The 19841-nt window shown below is 71.5% G+C and carries 14 protein-coding genes; 7 read left to right on the top strand and 7 right to left on the bottom strand.

Going from position 1 to position 19841, the window contains the following annotated elements; genetic code table 11:
- Positions 1 to 310: 310 nt before the first annotated feature.
- Entirely contained in the window at positions 311 to 1099 is a 789-nt protein-coding gene (locus tag ACIQWX_RS36530; RefSeq protein ID WP_400881150.1) for an SDR family oxidoreductase, read from the bottom strand.
- Positions 1100 to 1411: 312 nt separating this feature from the next.
- Here ACIQWX_RS36530 and gltB point away from each other — a divergent pair, with 312 nt between their 5' ends.
- The 6 genes from gltB (at position 1412) to ACIQWX_RS36500 (ending at position 11901) form a co-directional block, all read left to right on the top strand.
- Complete coding sequence (gltB, locus tag ACIQWX_RS36525) at positions 1412 to 5965, top strand: glutamate synthase large subunit (protein WP_400881148.1); 4554 nt, start codon at positions 1412 to 1414, stop codon at positions 5963 to 5965.
- A complete protein-coding gene (locus tag ACIQWX_RS36520) occupies positions 5958 to 7463 on the top strand; it encodes a glutamate synthase subunit beta (RefSeq protein WP_400881146.1) in 1506 nt (501 codons plus the stop codon). Before gltB ends, ACIQWX_RS36520 begins: the two co-directional genes overlap by 8 nt.
- Positions 7464 to 7619: 156 nt before the next feature.
- Positions 7620 to 8507, top strand: coding sequence for a trypsin-like serine peptidase (locus ACIQWX_RS36515; RefSeq protein ID WP_400881144.1), 888 nt, complete (start codon positions 7620 to 7622; stop codon positions 8505 to 8507).
- A gap of 81 nt (positions 8508 to 8588) precedes the next feature.
- Complete coding sequence (locus ACIQWX_RS36510; RefSeq protein ID WP_400881142.1) at positions 8589 to 9980, top strand: alpha/beta hydrolase; 1392 nt, start codon at positions 8589 to 8591, stop codon at positions 9978 to 9980.
- Between the two features lie 42 nt (positions 9981 to 10022).
- A complete protein-coding gene (locus ACIQWX_RS36505; protein ID WP_400881140.1) occupies positions 10023 to 10334 on the top strand; it encodes a hypothetical protein in 312 nt (103 codons plus the stop codon).
- Positions 10335 to 10509: 175 nt separating this feature from the next.
- Positions 10510 to 11901 carry a class II 3-deoxy-7-phosphoheptulonate synthase gene (locus ACIQWX_RS36500; RefSeq protein WP_400881138.1) on the top strand — a complete coding sequence of 464 codons (1392 nt, stop codon included), beginning with the start codon at positions 10510 to 10512 and terminating at the stop codon, positions 11899 to 11901.
- Here the strand turns inward: ACIQWX_RS36500 and ACIQWX_RS36495 are convergent, their stop codons facing one another.
- The gene (locus ACIQWX_RS36495) at positions 11902 to 12675 is read right to left on the bottom strand and encodes an SDR family NAD(P)-dependent oxidoreductase (protein ID WP_400881136.1); all 774 of its coding nucleotides are present in this window, start codon (positions 12673 to 12675) and stop codon (positions 11902 to 11904) included. It lies immediately after the preceding gene.
- Between the two features lie 86 nt (positions 12676 to 12761).
- On the opposite strand from ACIQWX_RS36495, the gene ACIQWX_RS36490 reads away from it, so the two are divergent.
- Complete coding sequence (locus ACIQWX_RS36490) at positions 12762 to 13583, top strand: helix-turn-helix transcriptional regulator (protein WP_400881134.1); 822 nt, start codon at positions 12762 to 12764, stop codon at positions 13581 to 13583.
- A gap of 1 nt (position 13584) precedes the next feature.
- Here the strand turns inward: ACIQWX_RS36490 and ACIQWX_RS36485 are convergent, their stop codons facing one another.
- The 5 genes from ACIQWX_RS36485 to pknB form a co-directional block, all read right to left on the bottom strand.
- Positions 13585 to 14901, bottom strand: a complete 1317-nt coding sequence (locus ACIQWX_RS36485) for a wax ester/triacylglycerol synthase family O-acyltransferase (protein WP_400881133.1) — start codon at positions 14899 to 14901, stop codon at positions 13585 to 13587.
- Positions 14902 to 15085: 184 nt separating this feature from the next.
- Positions 15086 to 15787, bottom strand: a complete 702-nt coding sequence (locus ACIQWX_RS36480; protein WP_400881131.1) for a hypothetical protein — start codon at positions 15785 to 15787, stop codon at positions 15086 to 15088.
- Positions 15788 to 15945: 158 nt separating this feature from the next.
- Positions 15946 to 17451 (bottom strand): SPFH domain-containing protein, encoded by a 1506-nt coding sequence (locus ACIQWX_RS36475; protein WP_400881129.1) that lies wholly within the window; start codon positions 17449 to 17451, stop codon positions 15946 to 15948.
- Between the two features lie 55 nt (positions 17452 to 17506).
- Complete coding sequence (locus tag ACIQWX_RS36470; RefSeq protein ID WP_400881127.1) at positions 17507 to 17716, bottom strand: hypothetical protein; 210 nt, start codon at positions 17714 to 17716, stop codon at positions 17507 to 17509.
- Positions 17713 to 19740, bottom strand: coding sequence for a Stk1 family PASTA domain-containing Ser/Thr kinase (pknB, locus tag ACIQWX_RS36465; RefSeq protein ID WP_400881125.1), 2028 nt, complete (start codon positions 19738 to 19740; stop codon positions 17713 to 17715). The genes ACIQWX_RS36470 and pknB overlap by 4 nt, the downstream gene beginning before the upstream one ends.
- Positions 19741 to 19841: the final 101 nt, after the last annotated feature.

The raw sequence follows: 19841 nt of genomic DNA, 5'->3' as shown, positions 1-19841 counted from the left end.
GTCCCAAGCGCCCCAATGTGGCCTTGGTTGCGTCAGACGCACCGAAGGCCACATTGGGTGCGTGTGACGCACCGAAGGCCGCCTTGGGGCGCTGGCCGTTCGTCAACAGCGCGGCCGTCTCACCAAACGTCATGAAAGAGTCGTTCAGGACGTCTGGCGCCCTGAACGACTCTTTCATGACGTTTGAAGCCGGAGCGGGCGGCCATGATCGGCGCCGGGGCGGTCGAGGTGCTGGCCGCCGGCCAACAACGCCGGGCTTGGGCGCCGCCCCCCGGTTTCCACGCTACCGGGTGGCACCGACAGTTTCGGGTCAGGCGAGGTCGGGCAAGCCCAGGTCCAGGTTCGGCGCCTGCAACCCGCCATCCACCTCCAGGACCTTCCCCGTGATGTACCCGCCCGCCCGTGACGCCAAGAACACCACCGTCGCCGCGATGTCCTCCGCCTCGCCGATCCTTCCCAACGGCGTTGCCGATTCCATCTTCGACCGCAGCTCCGGGTTGCCCGCGACGATCTCCAGCGCCGACGTCAGCACCGAGCCCACCGAAATCGCGTTCACCCGCACGCGGGGCGCGAGATCGGCCGCCGCCAAGCGCGTGTAGTGGGCCAGGGCCGCCTTCGCCGTTCCGTACGCCGCGAAGCCTCGGCCCGACACCCGGCCCATCACCGACGAAATGTTGACGATCGAGCCGCCCGTCTCCACCAGCGACGGGGCCGCCGCCACCGTCAGCGCGTGCGCCGTCGCCACGTTGAAGCGGAACGCCTCCTCCATGAAGTCCACCGTCGACTCCAGGAGGGGCCGCGGGTACGTGCCGCCGACGTTGTTGACCACCAGGTCGAGGCGCCCGAACTCCGACACTGCCGTCGACGCCAGCTCCGCCGCGGCCTCCGGCGACGACAGGTCCACCGGCACCGGCACAGCCCGCCGTCCGGCCTCCGAAACGCGCGAAGCGATCTCGTCGAGCTGGGCGGATGTCCGGGACGCGATCACCACGTCCGCGCCCGCTTCGGCCAGGGCCACCGCCGTCGCCGCGCCGATTCCCCTTCCGGCGCCGGTGACCACCGCGACCTTGCCGTCCATGCGGAACCGCTCGAGGATCATGCGGCGAAATGTAACACGTTCTAGTGACCGGCGACACAATTCCGCGCTGCCGGGTCGGACCCGTCACGTTAGGCTTGACGGGAGTTTCCGAGCCGTATACTTAGCAGAACGAACTACCGGGAACCCATCAGGAACTACGTCGTTCCGCGCTGCCGGATCGTTACCGTCCGACGTCGTTCGGGGCGCTCTGAACAGGTGCTGGCATGTTTCCCAGGTGTTAAAGTCGCGCTAACAAGCGGGCCATCGTCGTCCCGTGCGCTCCCCGGCCGGTAGCCCGGCCCCGCACGACAAGACGACGAAGGAGGTCCCTTCATGATCTTCTCCGCCATTCCCGGCAAGCAGGGTCTCTACGACCCGGAGACCGAACAGGACTCCTGCGGTGTGGCCATGGTGGCCGACATCCGCGGGCGCCGTTCCCACGGCATCGTCACCGACGGCCTGGCCGCGTTGACCAACCTCGACCACCGCGGCGCCGCCGGCGCCGAACCCACCAGCGGCGACGGCGCCGGCATCCTGCTGCAGCTGCCCGACAAGCTGCTGCGCGCCGAAGCCGGCTTCGCGCTTCCCGAACCCGACGAGCACGGCCACCACGCCTACGCCGCCGGCATCGCGTTCCTGCCCGAAGACGCCGAGCAGCGCCGCAAGGCCGTCGGGCTGGCCGAACGCATCGCCGTCGAAGAGGGCCTGGAGGTCCTCGGCTGGCGCGAGGTCCCGGTCGACGCCGACCGCGCCGACATCGGCCCCACCGCCCGCTCGGTCATGCCGCACTTCGCCATGCTTTACGTGACGGCGGACGGAAAAACCGGTCTGGAGCTGGACAGGCTCGCGTTCTGCCTGCGCAAGCGCGTCGAGCACGAAAGCGCGAACTCCGGCTGCGGCACGTACTTCCCGTCGCTGTCCTCGCGGACGATCGTCTACAAGGGAATGGTGACGCCGGAGCAGCTGCCGGCGTTCTTCGACGACCTTCGCGACGAACGCCTGGAAAGCGCCATCGCGCTGGTGCACTCCCGCTTCTCCACCAACACTTTCCCGTCGTGGCCGCTGGCCCACCCGTTCCGGTTCGTGGCCCACAACGGCGAGATCAACACCATCCGCGGCAACCGCAACCGCATGCGGGCCCGCGAGGCGCTGCTGGAGTCCGAGCTCATCCCCGGCGACCTGTCCCGGCTGTTCCCGATCTGCTCGCCGGACGCGTCCGACTCCGCGTCCTTCGACGAGGTCCTCGAGCTGCTGCACCTGGGCGGCCGGTCGCTGCCGCACGCCGTGCTGATGATGATCCCGGAGGCGTGGGAAAACCACGCCACCATGAAGCCCGAGCGCCGCGCTTTCTACCAGTTCCACGCCAGTCTCATGGAGCCGTGGGACGGCCCGGCGTGCGTCACCTTCACCGACGGCACGCTCGTCGGGGCGGTCCTGGACCGCAACGGCCTGCGCCCGGCCCGATGGTGGCGCACCGCCGACGACCGCGTCGTCCTCGCCAGCGAAGCCGGCGTCCTCGACGTCGCCCCGAAGGACGTCGTGGCCAAGGGACGGCTCAAGCCCGGCCGGATGTTCCTGGTGGACACCGAAGCCGGCCGGATCGTGGACGACGAAGAGGTCAAGTCCGCGCTCGCCGGCAAGCTCCCGTACGAAGGCTGGCTGCACGCGGGCCTGCTGAAGATCGCCGAGCTGCCCGACCGCGACCACGTCGTGCAGAGCCACGACTCGGTGCTGCGCCGCCAGCTTTCCTTCGGCTACACCGAAGAAGAGCTCAAGATCCTGCTCGCGCCGATGGCCGAGAAGGGTGCCGAGCCGATCGGCTCGATGGGCTCCGACACCCCGCCCGCGGTGCTGTCCCAGCGATCTCGCCTGCTCTACGACTACTTCAAGCAGAACTTCGCGCAGGTGACCAACCCGCCGCTGGACGCGATCCGCGAAGAGCTCGTCACGTGCATGGCGCGGATCATGGGCCCGGAGCGCAACCTCCTGGCCCCCGGCCCGGCGTCCTGCCGGCACCTGAAGCTGCCGTACCCCGTCATCGACAACGACGAGCTCGCGAAGCTCATCCACATCAACGACGACGGCGACCTCCCCGGCTTCGCGTGCAGCGTCCTTTCCGGACTGTACGAAGTGGACGGCGGCGCCGAGGCGCTGGCCGGGGCGATCGAACGCGTCCGGCGTGAGGCGTCCGAGGCGATCGCGGCCGGCGCGCGCACGCTGGTGCTGTCCGATCGGGACTCCGACCACCGGATGGCGCCGATCCCGTCGCTGCTGCTGGTTTCCGCGGTGCACCACCACCTGGTCCGCACCAAGGAACGCCTGCGCGTCGCGCTGGTCGTCGAATCCGGCGACGCCCGCGAGGTGCACCACATCGCGCTGCTGCTCGGCTACGGCGCCGCCGCGGTCAACCCGTACCTGGCCTTCGAGACCATCGAGGACATGATCGGGCAGGGCGCGGTCACCGGCATCGAGCCCGGCAAGGCGATCCGGAACTACGTGCAGGCGCTGGTCAAGGGCGTCCTGAAGATCATGTCCAAAATGGGCATCTCGACGGTCGGCGCGTACACCGCCGCCCAGGTCTTCGAATCCCTCGGCCTGGCCCAGGACCTGCTCGACGAGTACTTCACCGGGACGTCGTCGAAGCTCGGCGGCGTCGGCCTGACCGTGCTCGCCGAAGAGGTGGCCGTGCGCCACCGCCGCGCGTACCCGGACAACCCGACCGAACGAGTCCACCGTGGACTCGACACCGGCGGCGAGTACGCCTACCGCCGCGAGGGCGAGCTGCACCTGTTCACGCCGGAGACGGTGTTCCTGCTGCAGCACGCGTCCAAGACCGGCCGTGACGAGGTGTACCGCAAGTACACCGACGAGGTGCACCGCCTCTACCGCGAAGGCGGCACGCTGCGCGGGCTGTTCTCCTTCCGCGACGGCGTCCGCGAGCCGATCCCGCTCGACGAGGTGGAGCCCGCCGAGGCGATCTTCAAGCGCTTCAACACCGGCGCGATGTCGTACGGCTCGATTTCGGCCGAGGCGCACGAAACCCTGGCCATCGCGATGAACCGCATCGGCGGCCGCTCCAACACCGGCGAGGGCGGCGAAGACCCCGAGCGGCTCTACGACCCCGAGCGCCGCAGCGCGATCAAGCAGGTCGCGAGTGGACGGTTCGGCGTCACGAGCGAGTACCTCGTCAACGCCGACGACATCCAGATCAAGATGGCGCAGGGAGCGAAGCCCGGCGAGGGCGGCCAGCTGCCGCCGAACAAGGTGTACCCGTGGATCGCGCGCACCCGGCACTCCACGCCGGGTGTCGGCCTCATCTCGCCGCCGCCGCACCACGACATCTACTCCATCGAGGACCTGGCCCAGCTGATCCACGACCTCAAGAACGCCAACGAGCACGCCCGCATCCACGTGAAGCTGGTGTCCTCGCTGGGCGTCGGCACCGTCGCGGCGGGAGTGTCCAAAGCGCACGCGGACGTCGTGCTCATCTCGGGTCACGACGGCGGCACCGGCGCGTCCCCGATGAACTCGCTCAAGCACGCGGGCACGCCGTGGGAGATCGGCCTCGCCGAGACCCAGCAGACGTTGCTGCTCAACGGTTTGCGCGACCGCATCACCGTGCAGGTCGACGGCGCCATGAAGACCGGGCGCGACGTCGTCATCGCGGCGCTGCTCGGCGCCGAGGAGTACGGCTTCGCGACGGCCCCCCTCGTCGTCGCGGGCTGCATCATGATGCGCGTCTGCCACCTCGACACCTGCCCGGTCGGCGTCGCCACGCAGAGCCCGGAACTGCGCAAGCGCTACACCGGCCAGGTTGACCACGTCGTCAACTTCTTCAAGTTCGTCGCCGAAGAAGTCCGGGAAACCCTTGCGACGCTGGGCTTCCGGACGCTCGACGAGGCCATCGGCCACGCCGAGCTGCTGAACACCGACGAGGCCGTCGACCACTGGAAGGCGTCCGGTTTGGACCTCGCGCCGATCTTCGAGATGCCTTCGGAGACCCCGTACGGCGGCGCGAAGCGGCGCACCCGCGGCCAGGACCACGGCCTCGAGCACGCGCTGGACCGCACGCTCATCCAGCTCGCCGAGGCGGCCCTGGAAGACGCGCACCACGTCAACATCGAGCTGCCGGTGCGCAACGTCAACCGGACCGTCGGCACGCTGCTCGGCTCGGAGATCACCCGCCGCTACGGCGGCGACGGCCTGCCCGAGGGCACGATCAACGTCACGCTCACCGGGTCGGCGGGCCAGTCGCTCGGCGCGTTCCTGCCGCGCGGCATCACCCTCGACATGGTCGGCGACGCGAACGACTACGTCGGCAAGGGCCTGTCCGGCGGCCGGATCGTCGTCCGGCCCGACCCGGACGCGGCGTTCGCGGCCGAGGCGCAGACGATCGCGGGCAACACGATCGCCTACGGCGCCACCGGCGGCGAGATCTTCCTGCGCGGCCAGGTCGGCGAACGCTTCTGCGTCCGCAACTCCGGCGCCACGGTCGTCGCCGAGGGCGTCGGCGACCACGCCTTCGAGTACATGACCGGCGGCCGCGCGGTGGTGCTCGGCCCGACCGGGCGGAACCTGGCGGCGGGCATGTCCGGCGGCATGGCGTTCGTGCTCGACGTCGACCGCAAGAAGGTCAACCAGGACATGGTGGACCTGCTCAAGCCGACCGCGGACGACCTGGCCTGGCTCAAGAAAACGGTGCAGCAGCACCACGATCTCACCCGCTCCGCGGTGGCGGCCTCGCTGCTCGGCGACTGGCCGCGCCGGTCCGTGGCGTTCACGAAGGTGATGCCGCGCGACTACCAGCGGGTCCTGGACGCGGCGAAGGCGGCCAAGGCCGCCGGCCGCGACGTCGACGAGGCGATCATGGAGGCCGCTCGTGGCTGACCCGACCGGTTTTCTCAAGTACGACCGCGAAGAGCCGAAGAAGAAGGCACGAGAGGACCGGCTGCACTCGTGGGGCGAGGTCTACGCGGACGTCGACCCGGGCGAGCGCAACGAAAAGGTGCGCAAGCAGGCGTCCCGCTGCATGGACTGCGGCATCCCGTTCTGCCACTCCGGCGGCTCCGGCTGCCCGCTGGGCAACCTGATCCCGGAGTGGAACGACCTGGTCCGCCGCGGCGACTGGGCCGCGGCGAGCGACCGGCTGCACGCCACCAACAACTTCCCCGAGTTCACCGGGAAGCTGTGCCCGGCGCCGTGCGAGGCCGGCTGCGTGCTGTCCGTCTCGCCGCTCTCGGGCGGCCCGGTGGCGATCAAGCGCGTCGAGCAGACGATCGCCGACCAGTCCTGGGAAGCGGGCTACGTCCAGCCGCAGGTGTCCGAAGTGTCCAGTGGGCAGCGCGTCGCCGTTGTCGGTTCGGGTCCCGCGGGCCTGGCCGCCGCCCAGCAGCTGACCCGCGCCGGCCACGAGGTCACGGTGTTCGAGCGCGACGACCGCCTCGGCGGCCTGCTGCGCTACGGCATCCCCGAGTTCAAGATGGAGAAGAAGGTCCTCGACCGGCGCCTCGCGCAGCTGCGCAAGGAGGGCACCCGGTTCGTCACCGGCTGCGAGGTCGGCGTCGACCTGACGGTGGAGGACCTGCGCGCGCAGTACGACGCCGTCGTGCTCGCGGTCGGCGCGCTGCGCGGCCGCGACGACACGACGACGCCGGGCCGCGAGCTGGCCGGCGTCCACCTGGCGATGGAACACCTGGTGCCGGCCAACAAGTTCGTGGAGGGCGACGGCCCGCCGTCGATCGACGCGAAGGGCAAGCACGTCCTGATCATCGGCGGCGGCGATACCGGCGCCGACTCCTACGGCACGGCCACCCGCCAGGGCGCGCTGTCGGTGACGCAGCTGGACCAGTACCCGATGCCACCGTCCACAAGGGACGACGAGCGGTCGCCGTGGCCGACGTGGCCGTACATCCTCCGCACCTACCCGGCGCACGAGGAGGCCGGCGAGCGCAAGTTCGCGGTGGCGGTCAAGCGGTTCGTCGGGACCGAAGGCCGCGTCACGGCGGTCGAGCTGCAGCAGGTGAAGGTCCAGAAGGACGCGGCGACCGGCCGCCGCGAGGTCATCCCGGTCAACGACGAGGTCGAGACGCTGCCGGCGGACCTGGTCCTGCTGGCGATCGGCTTCGAGGGCGTCGAGGAGATGCCGCTGCTGGACGGGCTCGGCCTGTCGCTGACCAAGCGCGGCACGCTCTCGTGCGGCGCGGACTGGCAGACGGAGACCCCGGGGGTGTTCGTCTGCGGCGACGCCCACCGCGGCGCGTCGCTGGTGGTGTGGGCGATCGCGGAGGGCCGCTCGGTGGCCAACGCGGTCGACGCGTTCCTGACGGGAGCCTCGGACCTCCCGGCGCCGGTCCACCCGACGGCGCTGCCCCTCGCCGTCGTCTGATTTCCCGGTCGAAGGCCCCCTCGCCGCTGGTGAGGGGCCTTCGACCGTTTCGAACCATTGCTCCGTCTGGTGGCTGTGCTCTGCGTACACGGCCAACTACTTTCGAGTAGCTGTGCCGCTTTTGCGACAATTCACTTCCGCGGAAGGTGGGGCGTCTTGAAGCACACGACTTTCCGAGCAGCGGTCGTCACCGCGATCCTCTCCCTCGCGTTCGCCCTGGCCGGCGCGCCCGCCCAGGCCGCGCCGAAACCCTTCTGGACGCCCGATGCCATGCGGGCGGCCGTCCCGATGGACAACCTCGTGAAAGCGCCCGCCTTCACGCCGAGAGACGTGGCGCGCGGGCAGAGCGCGATCATCCAGAGCATCCCGAACGGCGGGGGCGCCTGGACCGGCGGCGGCAAGGTCACCCAGACCGCGGGCCGCGTGTTCTTCCTCTTCAACGGCCAGAAAGCGTCCTGCTCCGGCGACGCCGTGACCAGCACCAACGGCAGCGTCGTCGTCACCGCCGGGCACTGCGTCAAGTACCAGGGCACCTGGCACACCGAATGGGTCTTCGTCCCCGGCTACAACAACGGCAACGCGCCCTACGGCCAGTGGGCCGCCAAGTCGACGTTGACGACGCCGCAGTGGGAAGCCAGTGAGGACATGAACTACGACGTCGGTATGGCCGTCGTGAACCCGCTCAACGGGCAGCGGCTCACCGACGTCGTCGGCGCGCAGGGCATCGCCTTCAACCAGCCGAAGAACCAGAGCATGTACACCTTCGGCTACCCGGCCGCGTCGCCCTACGACGGGACGAAGCTGATCTACTGCAGCGGCAGCACCTTCACCGACTTCCTGCTGACCCAGGACCACGGTATGCGGTGCAACATGACCGGCGGGTCGAGCGGCGGGCCGTGGTTCCTGTCGTTCACCGAGGGCACCGGGGCCGGCGTGCAGGCTTCGGTGAACAGCTTCGGGTACACGTTCCTGCCCGGGTACATGTTCGGGCCGTACTTCGGCGCCGACGCGCAGAACCTGTACAACCGCGCGCAAGCCGCGTGACCGCCGTCAGCCCAGGGGAGGACCTGCGGGTCCGGCCCCTGGGCTGACGCCCGCGTCCGCCCGCCGGGCCAGGCTCGGGGTATGCGGAAATCGTTGGTACTCCTGGCTTTCCTGCCCCTGCTCGCCGCGCCACCGGCGGACGCGTCCCCGAGTCTCAAGTGGACGATGCCGTGCCCGGACTACGGCATGTCGCCGTCACCCACGGCCGGGCTCGAATGCGCGACCCTGCGCGTCCCGCTTGACTACGCACACCCCGAGCGCACGATCGAGCTGACGCTCTCCCGGCACGCCGGTGTCCCCGGCAAGCGGCGCGGTGTCCTGCTGATGAACCCCGGCGGCCCGGGCAGTCCTGGGCTCGCCATGCCCGCCCAGCTGGTGCAGCGGACGGGCGGCTCCGGCCTGCCGGACGCCTACGACGTCATCGGGTTCGACCCGCGCGGCACCGCCTACAGCACGCCCGTCACGTGCGCGATGACGCCCGAGCAGCGCGGCGCCGTGCTCGGCCCGTACGCGGACGGCCCGCGGGACGTCGTCGCGACCGCGGCCAAAGCGCGGGTGGTGGCCCGGCAGTGCGGCGAAGCGTCCACAAAGGACCTGCTGCCGCACATGACGACCGCGAACACCGCGCGCGACCTCGACCGGATCCGGGAAGCGCTGGGGGAGCGGAAGATCTCCTACTACGGCGTCTCGTACGGCAGCTATCTGGGCGCCGCCTACACGTCGATGTTCCCGGACCGCAGCGACCGGATCGTGCTCGACAGCGTCCTCGGCCCGGCCGGCCTCGACGTCCGAGCCAACCAGCGTTTCGCCGAAGGGTTCGACGACCGGTTCCCGGACTTCGCCGCCTGGGCCGCCGCCCGCGACGACGTCTACCACCTGGGTCGGACGCCGGCGGCGGTGACGGCGAAGTTCTCCGAACTGGCCGCCGTGCGGGGTCCGGAGTTCCGCTCGGACACGTGGAACGGGCTCTACGACGACGAGCGGTTCCCCGCACTGGCCGCGGAATGGGCGGGTACCGCGCGCATCGCGGCGGGTCCGCTCGACGGCGACACCCGCGCCGCCCTCCAGCTGCAGGTGATCTGCAACGACTCCGACTGGCCCGAGCACGTCGGCTACTACCAGCACGCGGTCGAGCGCGAACGGCAGCGGAACCCGATGTTCGGCCCGGCGGCGGCGAACGTGAACCCGTGCGCGTTCTGGCCCGTCGAGCGAGCCGAACCCCCGGTGCGCATCGGCGGCCCGGGCCCGGCGGACGTGCTGCTGGTGCAGAACGAGCGCGACCCGGCGACCCCGCTGTCGGGCGCCCGCGAAACGCGAGCGGCATTCGGGAACCGGGCGCGGATGGTGACGGTCGACGCGGGCGGGCACGGGGTTTTCACGCGGGACAACGCTTGCGGGAACGCGGCGGTGCTGGGCTATCTGCGTGACGGGGTCTTCCCGGCGGCGGACGGTTCCTGCCAATCTGGGAACTGAGGGGGTGGTTTCCCCCTCACTGGGGAAATGAGGGGAAAAATCATGAAAAGAATGGTGTTCTTCACCGTGTCCGCGCTGGCCGCGCTGCTGCTGACGGCCCCGGCCGCGTCCGCGCGGACCACGGCTTGCATCCCGGAAAGCCTCGTCCTGGTGGGGTTCGGCACCACGTCGCTGTGCCTGGCGGCGCCGACCCCGTCGATCGCGCCGCCGTTTACCGCGGTCACCGAACAGAACGGGAGCCAGTACACCTGGTGCCTGTTCACCGGCGAGAAGTACACCGGCACGCTGCTGCGGGTGCCGGCGTTCTCGCGCACGAACGTGGTGGGAACGTTCGCGTCGGGACTTCCCTGCTGAAGGCCGTCCGCACGGCGGGTTCTCCCGCCGTGCGGACTTCCCGGGCGCCGGTGCAACGTGAGTCCCCAGCTCAACGGGGAAAACGGCGACCGTCCCGGACGAACTTCCAGCGGATTGCCAGCTCAGAGGCGAACCGGGCGAAGCGGAGCCGGGCGGGAACCCTATCCTGGTGTTCGTGAACTGGACTGTGGACGTCCCCGTCGACACCCTGCCCGAACTGCCGCCGCTGCCGCCGGAGCTGCGCGCGCGGCTCGACAAGGCCCTCGCCCTGCCCGCCGCGCAGCAGCCGGAGTGGCCCGACCCGGACGCGACCCGGCGGGTCCGCGGCGTGCTGGAGAGCGTGCCGCCGATCACCGTCCCGGCCGAAATCGACCGGCTCAAGAGCCGGCTCGCGATGGTCGCCCGCGGCGAGGCGTTCCTGCTGCAGGGCGGTGACTGCGCGGAGACGTTCGAGTCCAACACCGAGCCGCACATCCGCGCCAACCTGCGCACGCTGCTGCAGATGGCGGTCGTGCTGACCTACGGCGCGAGCCTGCCGGTGGTCAAGGTCGGCCGCATCGCCGGCCAGTACGCGAAGCCGCGCTCGGCGGGCACGGACGCGCTGGGCCTGCCGGTCTACCGCGGCGACATCATCAACTCCCTCGTCGCCAAGCCCGAGCTGCGCGTGCCCGACCCCGGCCGGATGATCCGCGCGTACGCGAACGCGGGCGCGGCGATGAACCTGGTCCGCGCCCTCACCGGCGCCGGCATGGCCGACCTGCACCAGGTGCACGACTGGAACAAGGACTTCGTCTCGGCGTCCCCGGCGGCGCAGCGCTTCGAGGCGCTGGCCAACGAGATCGACCGCGGCCTGCGGTTCATGTCGGCCTGCGGCGTCACGGACACCTCGCTGCAGTCCACCGAGATCTTCGCCAGCCACGAGGCGCTGCTGCTCGACTACGAGCGTTCGATGCTGCGGCTCGACAAGGCCGACGCGACGAACCCGAAGCTGTACAACCTGTCGTCGCACTTCCTGTGGATCGGTGAGCGGACCCGCCAGCTGGACGGCGCGCACATCGCGTTCGCCGAGCTGCTGGCCAACCCGATCGGGTTGAAGATCGGCCCGACGACCACGCCCGAGCAGGCACTGGAGTACGTCGAGCGGCTCGACCCGCGCTTCGAGCCGGGCCGCCTGACGCTCATCTCCCGGATGGGCAACGGCAAGGTCCGCGAGGTGCTGCCGGCGATCGTGGAGAAGGTCGAGGCCTCCGGCCACAAGATCATCTGGCAGTGCGACCCGATGCACGGCAACACGCACGAGTCGTCGACGGGCTACAAGACCCGCCACTTCGACCGGATCGTCGACGAGGTCCAGGGCTTCTTCGAGGTCCACAACCAGCTGGGCACCTACCCGGGCGGCATCCACGTGGAGCTGACGGGCGAGGACGTCACGGAGTGCCTCGGCGGGGCGCAGGAGATCTCGGACATCGACCTGTCCGGCCGGTACGAGACCGCCTGCGACCCGCGGCTGAACACGCAGCAGTCGCTGGAGCTGGCGTTCCTGGTCGCGGAGATGCTCCGCAGCTAGCTAGGCCCCGGCACCGCCGTCGACCGGCACGATCGCGCCGGTCACCATCGACGCGCGGTCGCTGAGCAGCCACGCGGCTGCTTCGGCGACCTCGCGAGGCTCGGCCATGCGGCCGAGCGGGACCGACGCGGTGATCCGCTCGACGATCCCGGGCGTCGCCGCTTCCCACGCGTCGATCATGTCCGTGGCGGTGCCGCCCGGGGTGAGGCCGTTGACCCGGATGCCGTGCGGGCCCCAGGTCACGGCGGCGGTCTCGGTGAGGCTGTTCAGCGCCCGCTTCATGGCGCCGTAGGCGGGCAGGGCGGGGTTGGCGCGGCGGCTGCCGATGCTGGACGTGTTCACGATCGCCCCGCCCGAGCCCCGGCGCATGAGCGCGGCCTCGGCGGTCATCGCGGTCCAGTGCGCGCGGAAGTTGACCGCGAACTGCTGGTCGATGTCCTCCGCGGTGGTCGTCTCCAGCGGACCGGGCTGCTGGATGGCCGCGCCGTTGTTGAACGCGCCGTCGAGGCGGCCGTGGAGCCGCTCGACGTGGTCGACGGCCGCCCGGATGCTCGCGGAGTCGGCCAGGTCCAGTGCGACGGCGTCGGCCGTGCCGCCCTCCGCGCGGATCTCGGCGGCGATGCGGTCGAGGGCTTCGGTGCCGCGCGAGGCCAGCACCACGGCCGCGCCTTCCTGGGCGAAGAGGCGGGCCGCGGCCGCGCCGATGCCGCGGCTGGCGCCGGTGATGAGGACGACCTTGCCGGTGAGCAGGCCGATCGAAGAAGTGTTCGTCATGGTTTCGACGCTGCCCCGGTCCGCGCCCCGGAGGCAGGCACAAGCCGTACCAGGATCCGGCGCCGGGGCCTCCGCATACTGGAGAGGTGGACAAGCAAGAGCTGGGGGCGTTCCTCCGCAGCCGTCGTGAGCGGCTTCGGCCGCAGGACGTCGGCCTGCCCGCCGGGCCGCGTCGGAGAACGCCGGGCCTGCGCCGCGAGGAGGTCGCGGTGCTCGCGCACATCTCCACCGAGTACTACGTCCGCCTGGAGCAGGGCCGGGCGCCGCGGCCGTCGGGCGAGGTCCTGGCCGGGATCGCCGAGGCCCTGCGGCTGACCGACGCCGAGGCCGAGCACCTGCACGTCGTGGCGGGCACCGCACCGATCCGGAACGACGTGCACCGCCGTGACGTGCGGCCCAGCATCCTCGCGCTGCTGCAGCGGCTGCCGCAGACGGCCGCGTTCGTCATCTCGGCGACGTTCGAGGTGCTGGCGTGGAACGACCTCGCGGCGGCGCTCATGGAGGACTTCGCCGTCGTCCCGCCCGAGCGGCGCAACCTCGCCCGCAAGGCGTTCCTCGGGCCGGCGCTGTACGGCGTGTCCGACGCCGCCGAGTTCCGGCTCACGGTCGTGATGGAGCTGCGCGCCACCCTGGCCCGCTACCCGGCCGACCCGGCGGTGCGCGGACTGGTCGACGAGCTGCGCGCGGGCAGCGCCGACTTCGCCCGGCTGTGGGAGCGGCACGACGTCCAGGCGACGCCGGTGCTGACCAAGACGTTCCGCCACCCGCAGGTGGGCGAGGTGACGGTCGACTGCGACTCGCTGGTGTTGCCCGACAGCGACCAGCACCTCGTGCTCTACACCGCGCCACCCGGCTCCCGCAGCGCCGAGGCGCTGGCGTTCCTCGAGGTGGTGGGGGTCACCCCCTGAGTCAGGAGGCGTCGACCAGCCGGGCCGCGGACTTCAGGACCGCGTCCCGCAGCGAACCCACGTCCGGGACCGCCGCGCCGTTGACCTGCAGTCCGATGTGGACCGAGTCGCGGTACGTCGCCACCGCGATGCCGACCGCGTGGCGCGGGGCCAGCGGGACGAACGGGTACACCTCCGCCAGCCGGGCGCCGCCCAGGGACAGCCGGGCCGGGGGCACCGGGACCGTCGTGATCACCAGGTCGAACAGCATCGGCGCGGCCAGGCCCGCCGTGCGCGTGCCCAGGCGGTGCAGCAGCGGCGGGACGCGGCCGGCCAGCAGCGGCAACGCTCCCGCGCCGCGGCTCGGGCCCGCCGCCTTGTTGCGCGTCATCGCGCGGCGGACCACCCGGAGCCGCTCGACCGGGTCGTCCTCGCCGACCGGCAGGTCGCACAGGTACCCCGACAGCTTGTTGCCGCCGAGCTGGTCCGCCGCCCGGCCGCGCACGCTCACCGGGATCAGCGCGCGCAGCGTGCGCCCGTCGGCGCGGTGGCCGCGGTTCACCAGCCATTCGCGCAGCGCGCCGGACAGCACCGCCAGCACGACGTCGTTGGTCGTGCCGCCGTGGGCCTTGCGCACGCGGCGCAGCTCCGGCAGCGGCAGCCGGACGAACCCGAGCCGACGCTCGGCCGACTGCGGCGCCGACACCGGCGACAGCGGCGGCCGCGCGGCCCGCACGAGCGACGACGCGATCCCGGCCGTCTCGTTCGCCTGGCCCCAGACCGTGCCCAGCGCGTCCTTCACCGTGTCCAAAGTGGACCTCGGGGCCGGGATCGGCCGGGACGGCGGGGAGATCCGCTCCGGCAGCTTGACGCCGTCGAGCAGGCCGGCCGCCACCGCGTACGCGCCGGCGCCGTCGGTGAGCGCGTGGTGGAGCTTCAGCAGCAGCGCGAACTTCCCGTCCGGCAGGCCGGTGACGAGGGTGAGGTGCCACAGCGGCCGGGACGTGTCGAGCGGCTCGGCGATCCACCGCGACGCGTACGCGGTCAGCGGGTCCGGTTCGTACAGCGAGCTGAGGGTCACGTGGTGGATGTGGTCCGCCGCAACGAAGTCCGGGTCTTCGGCCCAGCTGGCCGAGCCCGGCGGGAACAGCTCGGCGCGGGCGCGCTGGCGCAGCTTCGGCAGCCGGGCGGCGCGCTCGGCCAGCAACGCGGTCAGCGCGGCGGGGTCCACCGGGCCCCGGGCGGTGAAGGTGACCACCGCCCCCATGTGCATCGGGGAGTTTTCGCTTTCCAGGCACAGGAAAGCGACGTCGAGCGCGCTGAGCGGCGAGCCTGCCATGGGCGACCTTTCCGGGTTCGCGGGTGTGCACGGCCACGTGCGTTCGGAAGGGAGGGGAACCCACAACACCAGCCCGGCGTGACAGCCGGGTGGTCGAAGTGTTTCCACGACGCTAACTACTCACCCCGTTAATCCATTCGAGATACCCCAGGCTCCGGTGCCCGGGGTCACAGATCAAGAACGTTCACTCACCCGGGGCGGCGTCCGGGTGCTCCGGGACGACGGCGGGCCCCCATTCGGGGGTGAGCGCCACCTGCTTGCCGACGCGGCGCACCGGCAGGCCGTTCACCTGCCGCTTGCCCAGCCCCGGCCAGATTTCCGCGGCGTCCTTCGCCGCGGCCCGGATCGCGCCGCCGTCGAGCGTCGTGCGCGTCTCGGGGATGGAACGGTCGGTCCACTGGACGACCAGCTTCAGCGGGCCGGCCGGCGGGAGCGGCCACAGGAACACTTCGTGCTCGACGGCGAAGCGCGTGCCGCCGACGGGGTGCGCCCGCAGCACCGGTTCCTCCGGTTCGGACGCCGACGGCACCGAGACGGCCTCGGAGCTCGCCCGGCTGCCGTCGGCGTAGAGCACGCCGATGAGCAGCCCGTTGTAGTCGGGCTTGCGCCGGTGGTCGATGAGGCCCTCGGCGGGGTCGTCGACCAGGCTGTCGCGGGAGTAGACCGTGATGCGCAGCGTGAGCGCCTCCGGCCACACCTCGACGGCCCGCAGCGCGACGACCGTGCGCTCGGACCGGCCCAGCGGCTGCGAGAGCGGCAGCACGGCGGGGACGATGTACTCGCGCGGCGGATCGGTCCAGTGCCGGCCGTTGAACGCGTAGAGCTCCTGTTCCGGGACGGGGAACAGGGGACGCTCGCGGGGACCGCCGGTGAAGAAGCTGCTCATCGGGCGGCCCGCGACACGCTGTCCGGCACCATGCGCCCACGGTAGGACACCGGCCGGGGAATTGCCGCCCCCGAACGGGCGTACGGCCCTTGCCTCCCGTGATCCGGGACACCAGGGCCGTACGCAGCGTGATCCGCCGGTCGCTCAGCGAGCGAGCTCTAGTCGGTCAGCTTGAGCTCGCCGTTCGTCCGCGCGGACTCGTCGAGCTCCTTCTCGGCGGGCTTGCCCATCGCGTCCATCAGCTGCCGGGCCAACCCGAGGCCGGTCCCGCCCAGCGACAGCGCCTTGGCGAACATGTCCGACATCCCGTCCGCGCCGTTGAGCACGACCATGTGGTCGACGTTGCCGAACGCGCTCGCGCCCGCCTCGACGATCTCCGGCCAGCGCTCGGCCAGCTGCTGCGCCACCACCGCTTCCTGGTTGTCCGCCAGCGCCGCCGCGCGGGCCTTGATCGCGTCCGCCTCCGCGAGACCCTTCGCGCGTGCCGCCTCGGCCTCCGCCAGGCCGCGGGCCTTCGAAGCCTCCGCCTCGGCGAGACCGCGGGCCTTGGCCGCGGCCGCCTCCGCCTCACCGGTCGCCCGGGTCGCGCCCGCCGTCGCCTCGGCACGCGCCTTCGTGGCCTGCGCCTCGGCCTCCGCCGCCGTCTTCACGCGGGTCGCGTCCGCCGCCGCGCGCAGCTCGGTCTCCTTCGCCTCGGCCTGCGCCTTCGCGATCGATGCGTCACGGGCCGCGTCGGCCGCCGTGCGCGTGTCGTACGCCTTCGCGTCGGCCGGCTTGCGGACCTGCGACTGCAGCCGCTGCTCGGCCAGCGCCGCCTCCAGCTCGGCCGCGCGCGTCTCCTGGACGACGACCTCCTGGCGCGCCGTCGCCTCGGCCAGCGGGCCCGACTGCGACGCCTTCGCCCGCGCCTGGTCCACCTCGGCCTGGTAGCCGGCCTGCTGGATCTGGCTCTCGCGGACCGCCGCCGCCTTCTTCGCGGCGGAGACCTGCTCGACCTCGGCGGCCTCCTGGTCGCGCTGCGCCTCGGCGATGCGGGCCGACGCGGCGACCGCGGCGGCGTGCGGCTTGCCCAGGTTCAGGATGTAGCCGGACTCGTCGTCGATCTCCTGGATCTGCAGCGAGTCGACGATCAGCCCCAGCTTGATCATCTCCGTCGCCGACGACTGGCGGACCTCGCCGGTCAGCGCGTCCCGGTTGTGGATCATCTCCTCGATGGTCAACCCGCCCACGATCGAGCGCAGATGCCCGGAGAACAGCTCGTGGATCGTGTCGTTCATGCCTTTTTGCTGGTCCAGGAACCGGCGGGCGGCGTTGGCGATGGAGGCGAAGTCGTCGCCGACCTTGTAGATGACGACGGCCCGGACGGTGACCGGCAGCCCCTGCTTGGTCACGCAGGAAACCTGGAGGTTGACGCCGCGCGTGTCCAGCGACAGGCGGCGCGCGGTCTGGAAGCCGGGCAGGACGTTCACCCCGCGGCCGGTGATGATCTTGAAGCCCAGGCTGTCCGCGGTGTCCGCGCGGTCGACGCGGACGCCGAGGCCGGAGATGATCAGCGCTTCGTTCGGCTCGGCGACCTTGTACAGCAGCCGCAGGATCCCGAAGATCACCACCAGCGCGACGATGAGCCCACCCACCGAATACAGCAGGATTTCCACGAGACTCATGGCACCGACCCCCTCGCTCTTCTGTTGTGGGTGTGTTGGTGCCCCTTCGACGCCGTCAGCGGCTCAACGGTTGCCACCGCTCGACATAAACCGTCCGCGGGGGTTCGAAGTCCACGACGAGCACCTGGGTGCCGGAGCTGAACGTCTCGCCGGGGTCGGCCGGGTAGGCGTAGAACGCCTCCGTGCCGCCCCGGACGTTCAGCAGGACTTCGCCGATGAGGCCGGGGCCGATCGTGCCGGTCACGCGGCCTCGGCTGCCGATCATCCCCCGAAGCCCTTCAGCTTGACCTTGCTGCCCTTCTGCACGAACGTGCCCGGCTGCGGGTCCTGCTCGAAGACGAAGTCGAACCCGCCGCCGTTGCCGCGGCCCCGCCCGCCGTCGCGGTCGGCCTTCAGGCCGGCCTGCTCGAGGATCTTCTGGGCGTCGTCGAACGAGCGGAACCGGACGTCCGGCACCTGGACGGCGTTGTTGACGAACACGCCGATCCGCTTCGCCTTGGCCTGGGAGTTCGCCGGCGGGTCGGTCCGGGTGACGGCGCCGCCCGGGACGTCCTGCCTGAACTCCTCGCCCGCCTGGAACGGCTCGAACCCGGCCTGCTGCAGCAGCTGGAACGCCTCGTCCTTGCTCCGCCCGGCGACGTCCGGGACCGGTGGCAGCGGGATCGGGCCCTTGGACACGATGATCGTGACCTGGCCGCCGATGTTCAGCTGGCTGCCCGCCGACGGCGTGGTGCGGATGACCGCGCCCTGCGGGACTTCGGCGTCGTAGTCGTCGGTGCCGCGGACCGGCGTCAGCTGCGACGCCTTGATCGCCTGCTCGGCGTCGGGCAGCGCGGTGCCCGGCCGGACGTCCGGCACGGTCGGGCGGCCCTTCGACAGCACCACCGACACCGTCGAGTTCGGCGCCAGCGGCGTGCCCTCGGCGGGCTCGGCGCGCAGCACGGTGTTCGACGGCACCGAGTTGTCGTACTCCTGGCTGAACTGCGGGGTCAGCTTCACCGCGCGCAGCGCGTCGCCCGCCGCGGCCTGGTTGAGCCCGACGAGCTTGGGCACGGTCGCCGTCTTGTCGCCGCCGGTGTCGGTGAGCATGAAGATGAACGCCGTGATCAGCCCGCCGAACAGCAGCACGGCGCCGGCGATGATGGCGATCCGCTTCCGGTTGTCGGCCGGCTTCTCCGGCTCCGGCTCGCTCCGGCGCCGCGCCACCGGCGGCCGCACGGGCGGGATCTGCTGGGTGATGCCCGGGGGCGGGGTGCCGGGGTGGCTCAGCGCCCGCGTCGCGTTCGGGCGGTGCACCGGCATCGTCTTCTCGCTGTCCGGCGCCACCTGCGGGATCCGCGGCAGCGTGCGCTCGGTGTCGGCGAGGTCGCCCTGGCCGTGCGACACCGGGACCGGGACGGTCACCGGCAGCAGGCCCAGCCGCGCGCGCACCGCCGTCAGCTCGGTCAGGAACTCCCCGGCGTCGGCGGGCCGCAGCTCGGGGTCCCGCCGGGTCGCGCGCGTGATCAGCTCGTCGAGCTCCGGCGGCAGGTCCGGGCGCAGCGCGCTCGGTCGCGGGACGTCGTCGTTCACGTGCCGGTAGGCCACCGAGATCGCGGTGTCGCCGGTGTAGGGCACCTGCCCGGTCAGCATTTCGTAGAGCAGGATGCCCGCCGAGTAGACGTCGCCGCGCGCGGACGCCGCGCCGGTCTCGACCTGCTCCGGCGAGAGGTAGGCGACCGTGCCGAGGATGACGCTCGAACTGGTCGTGCCCGCGCTCGCGACGGCCCGCACCAAGCCGAAGTCGGCGACCTTCACCGCGCCGCCGGTGTGCGGCCCGGTCCGGCCGATCAGCACGTTCTCCGGCTTGACGTCCCGGTGCACCAGCCCGGACCGGTGCGCGGCGGCCAGCGCCGACAGCACCGGCTCGGCCACGCTCAGCGCCAGCGCGACGTCCAGCGGGCCCTTCTCGTCCAGCAGGTCGCGCAGGGTCCCGCCGTCGACCAGTTCCATGACCAGGAACGCGAGGCCCGACTCGGCGCCCTGGGGCAGGTCGAACCCCTGGTCGTGCACCGCCACGACGTGCGGGTGGTGCAGCTGCGCCGCCGACTGCGCCTCCCGGACGAAGCGGTCCACGAACGACCGGTCGTCGGCGAACCGCGGGTCCATGATCTTGATCGCGACCGGACGGTCCAGCCGGGTGTCCGTCCCCCGGTAGACGGAAGACATCCCCCCGTGCGCGAGCAGCCGGTCCACCCGGTAGCGCCGCTCGAGGAGCGTGCCGACCAGGCCGGGTTGGGTGCGAGTCACGAGTATGGATCGTACGGAACCGCACACGGTTCGTGGAGGAGACCTCGCGGGTCACCCGTGCGCACTAGCGGGAGTGAGTGCGGAATGTGGCAGAGTGTCAC

Source organism: Amycolatopsis sp. NPDC098790, assembly GCF_044759945.1.
Lineage (GTDB): Bacteria > Actinomycetota > Actinomycetes > Mycobacteriales > Pseudonocardiaceae > Amycolatopsis.
Note: the sequence above shows the minus strand (reverse complement) of the source record. Positions and strands in the feature narration are given on the sequence as shown.

Bases quoted from the DNA above. Each gene is read 5' to 3' on its own strand.
- ACIQWX_RS36530 (WP_400881150.1), bottom strand. From the start codon at position 1,099: ATGATCCTCGAGCGGTTCCGCATGGACGGCAAGGTCGCGGTGGTCACC.
- gltB (WP_400881148.1), top strand. From the start codon at position 1,412: ATGATCTTCTCCGCCATTCCCGGCAAGCAGGGTCTCTACGACCCGGAG.
- ACIQWX_RS36510 (WP_400881142.1), top strand. From the start codon at position 8,589: ATGCGGAAATCGTTGGTACTCCTGGCTTTCCTGCCCCTGCTCGCCGCG.
- ACIQWX_RS36505 (WP_400881140.1), top strand. From the start codon at position 10,023: ATGAAAAGAATGGTGTTCTTCACCGTGTCCGCGCTGGCCGCGCTGCTG.
- ACIQWX_RS36495 (WP_400881136.1), bottom strand. From the start codon at position 12,675: ATGACGAACACTTCTTCGATCGGCCTGCTCACCGGCAAGGTCGTCCTC.
- ACIQWX_RS36485 (WP_400881133.1), bottom strand. From the start codon at position 14,901: ATGGCAGGCTCGCCGCTCAGCGCGCTCGACGTCGCTTTCCTGTGCCTG.
- ACIQWX_RS36480 (WP_400881131.1), bottom strand. From the start codon at position 15,787: ATGAGCAGCTTCTTCACCGGCGGTCCCCGCGAGCGTCCCCTGTTCCCC.
- ACIQWX_RS36475 (WP_400881129.1), bottom strand. From the start codon at position 17,451: ATGAGTCTCGTGGAAATCCTGCTGTATTCGGTGGGTGGGCTCATCGTC.
- ACIQWX_RS36470 (WP_400881127.1), bottom strand. From the start codon at position 17,716: ATGATCGGCAGCCGAGGCCGCGTGACCGGCACGATCGGCCCCGGCCTC.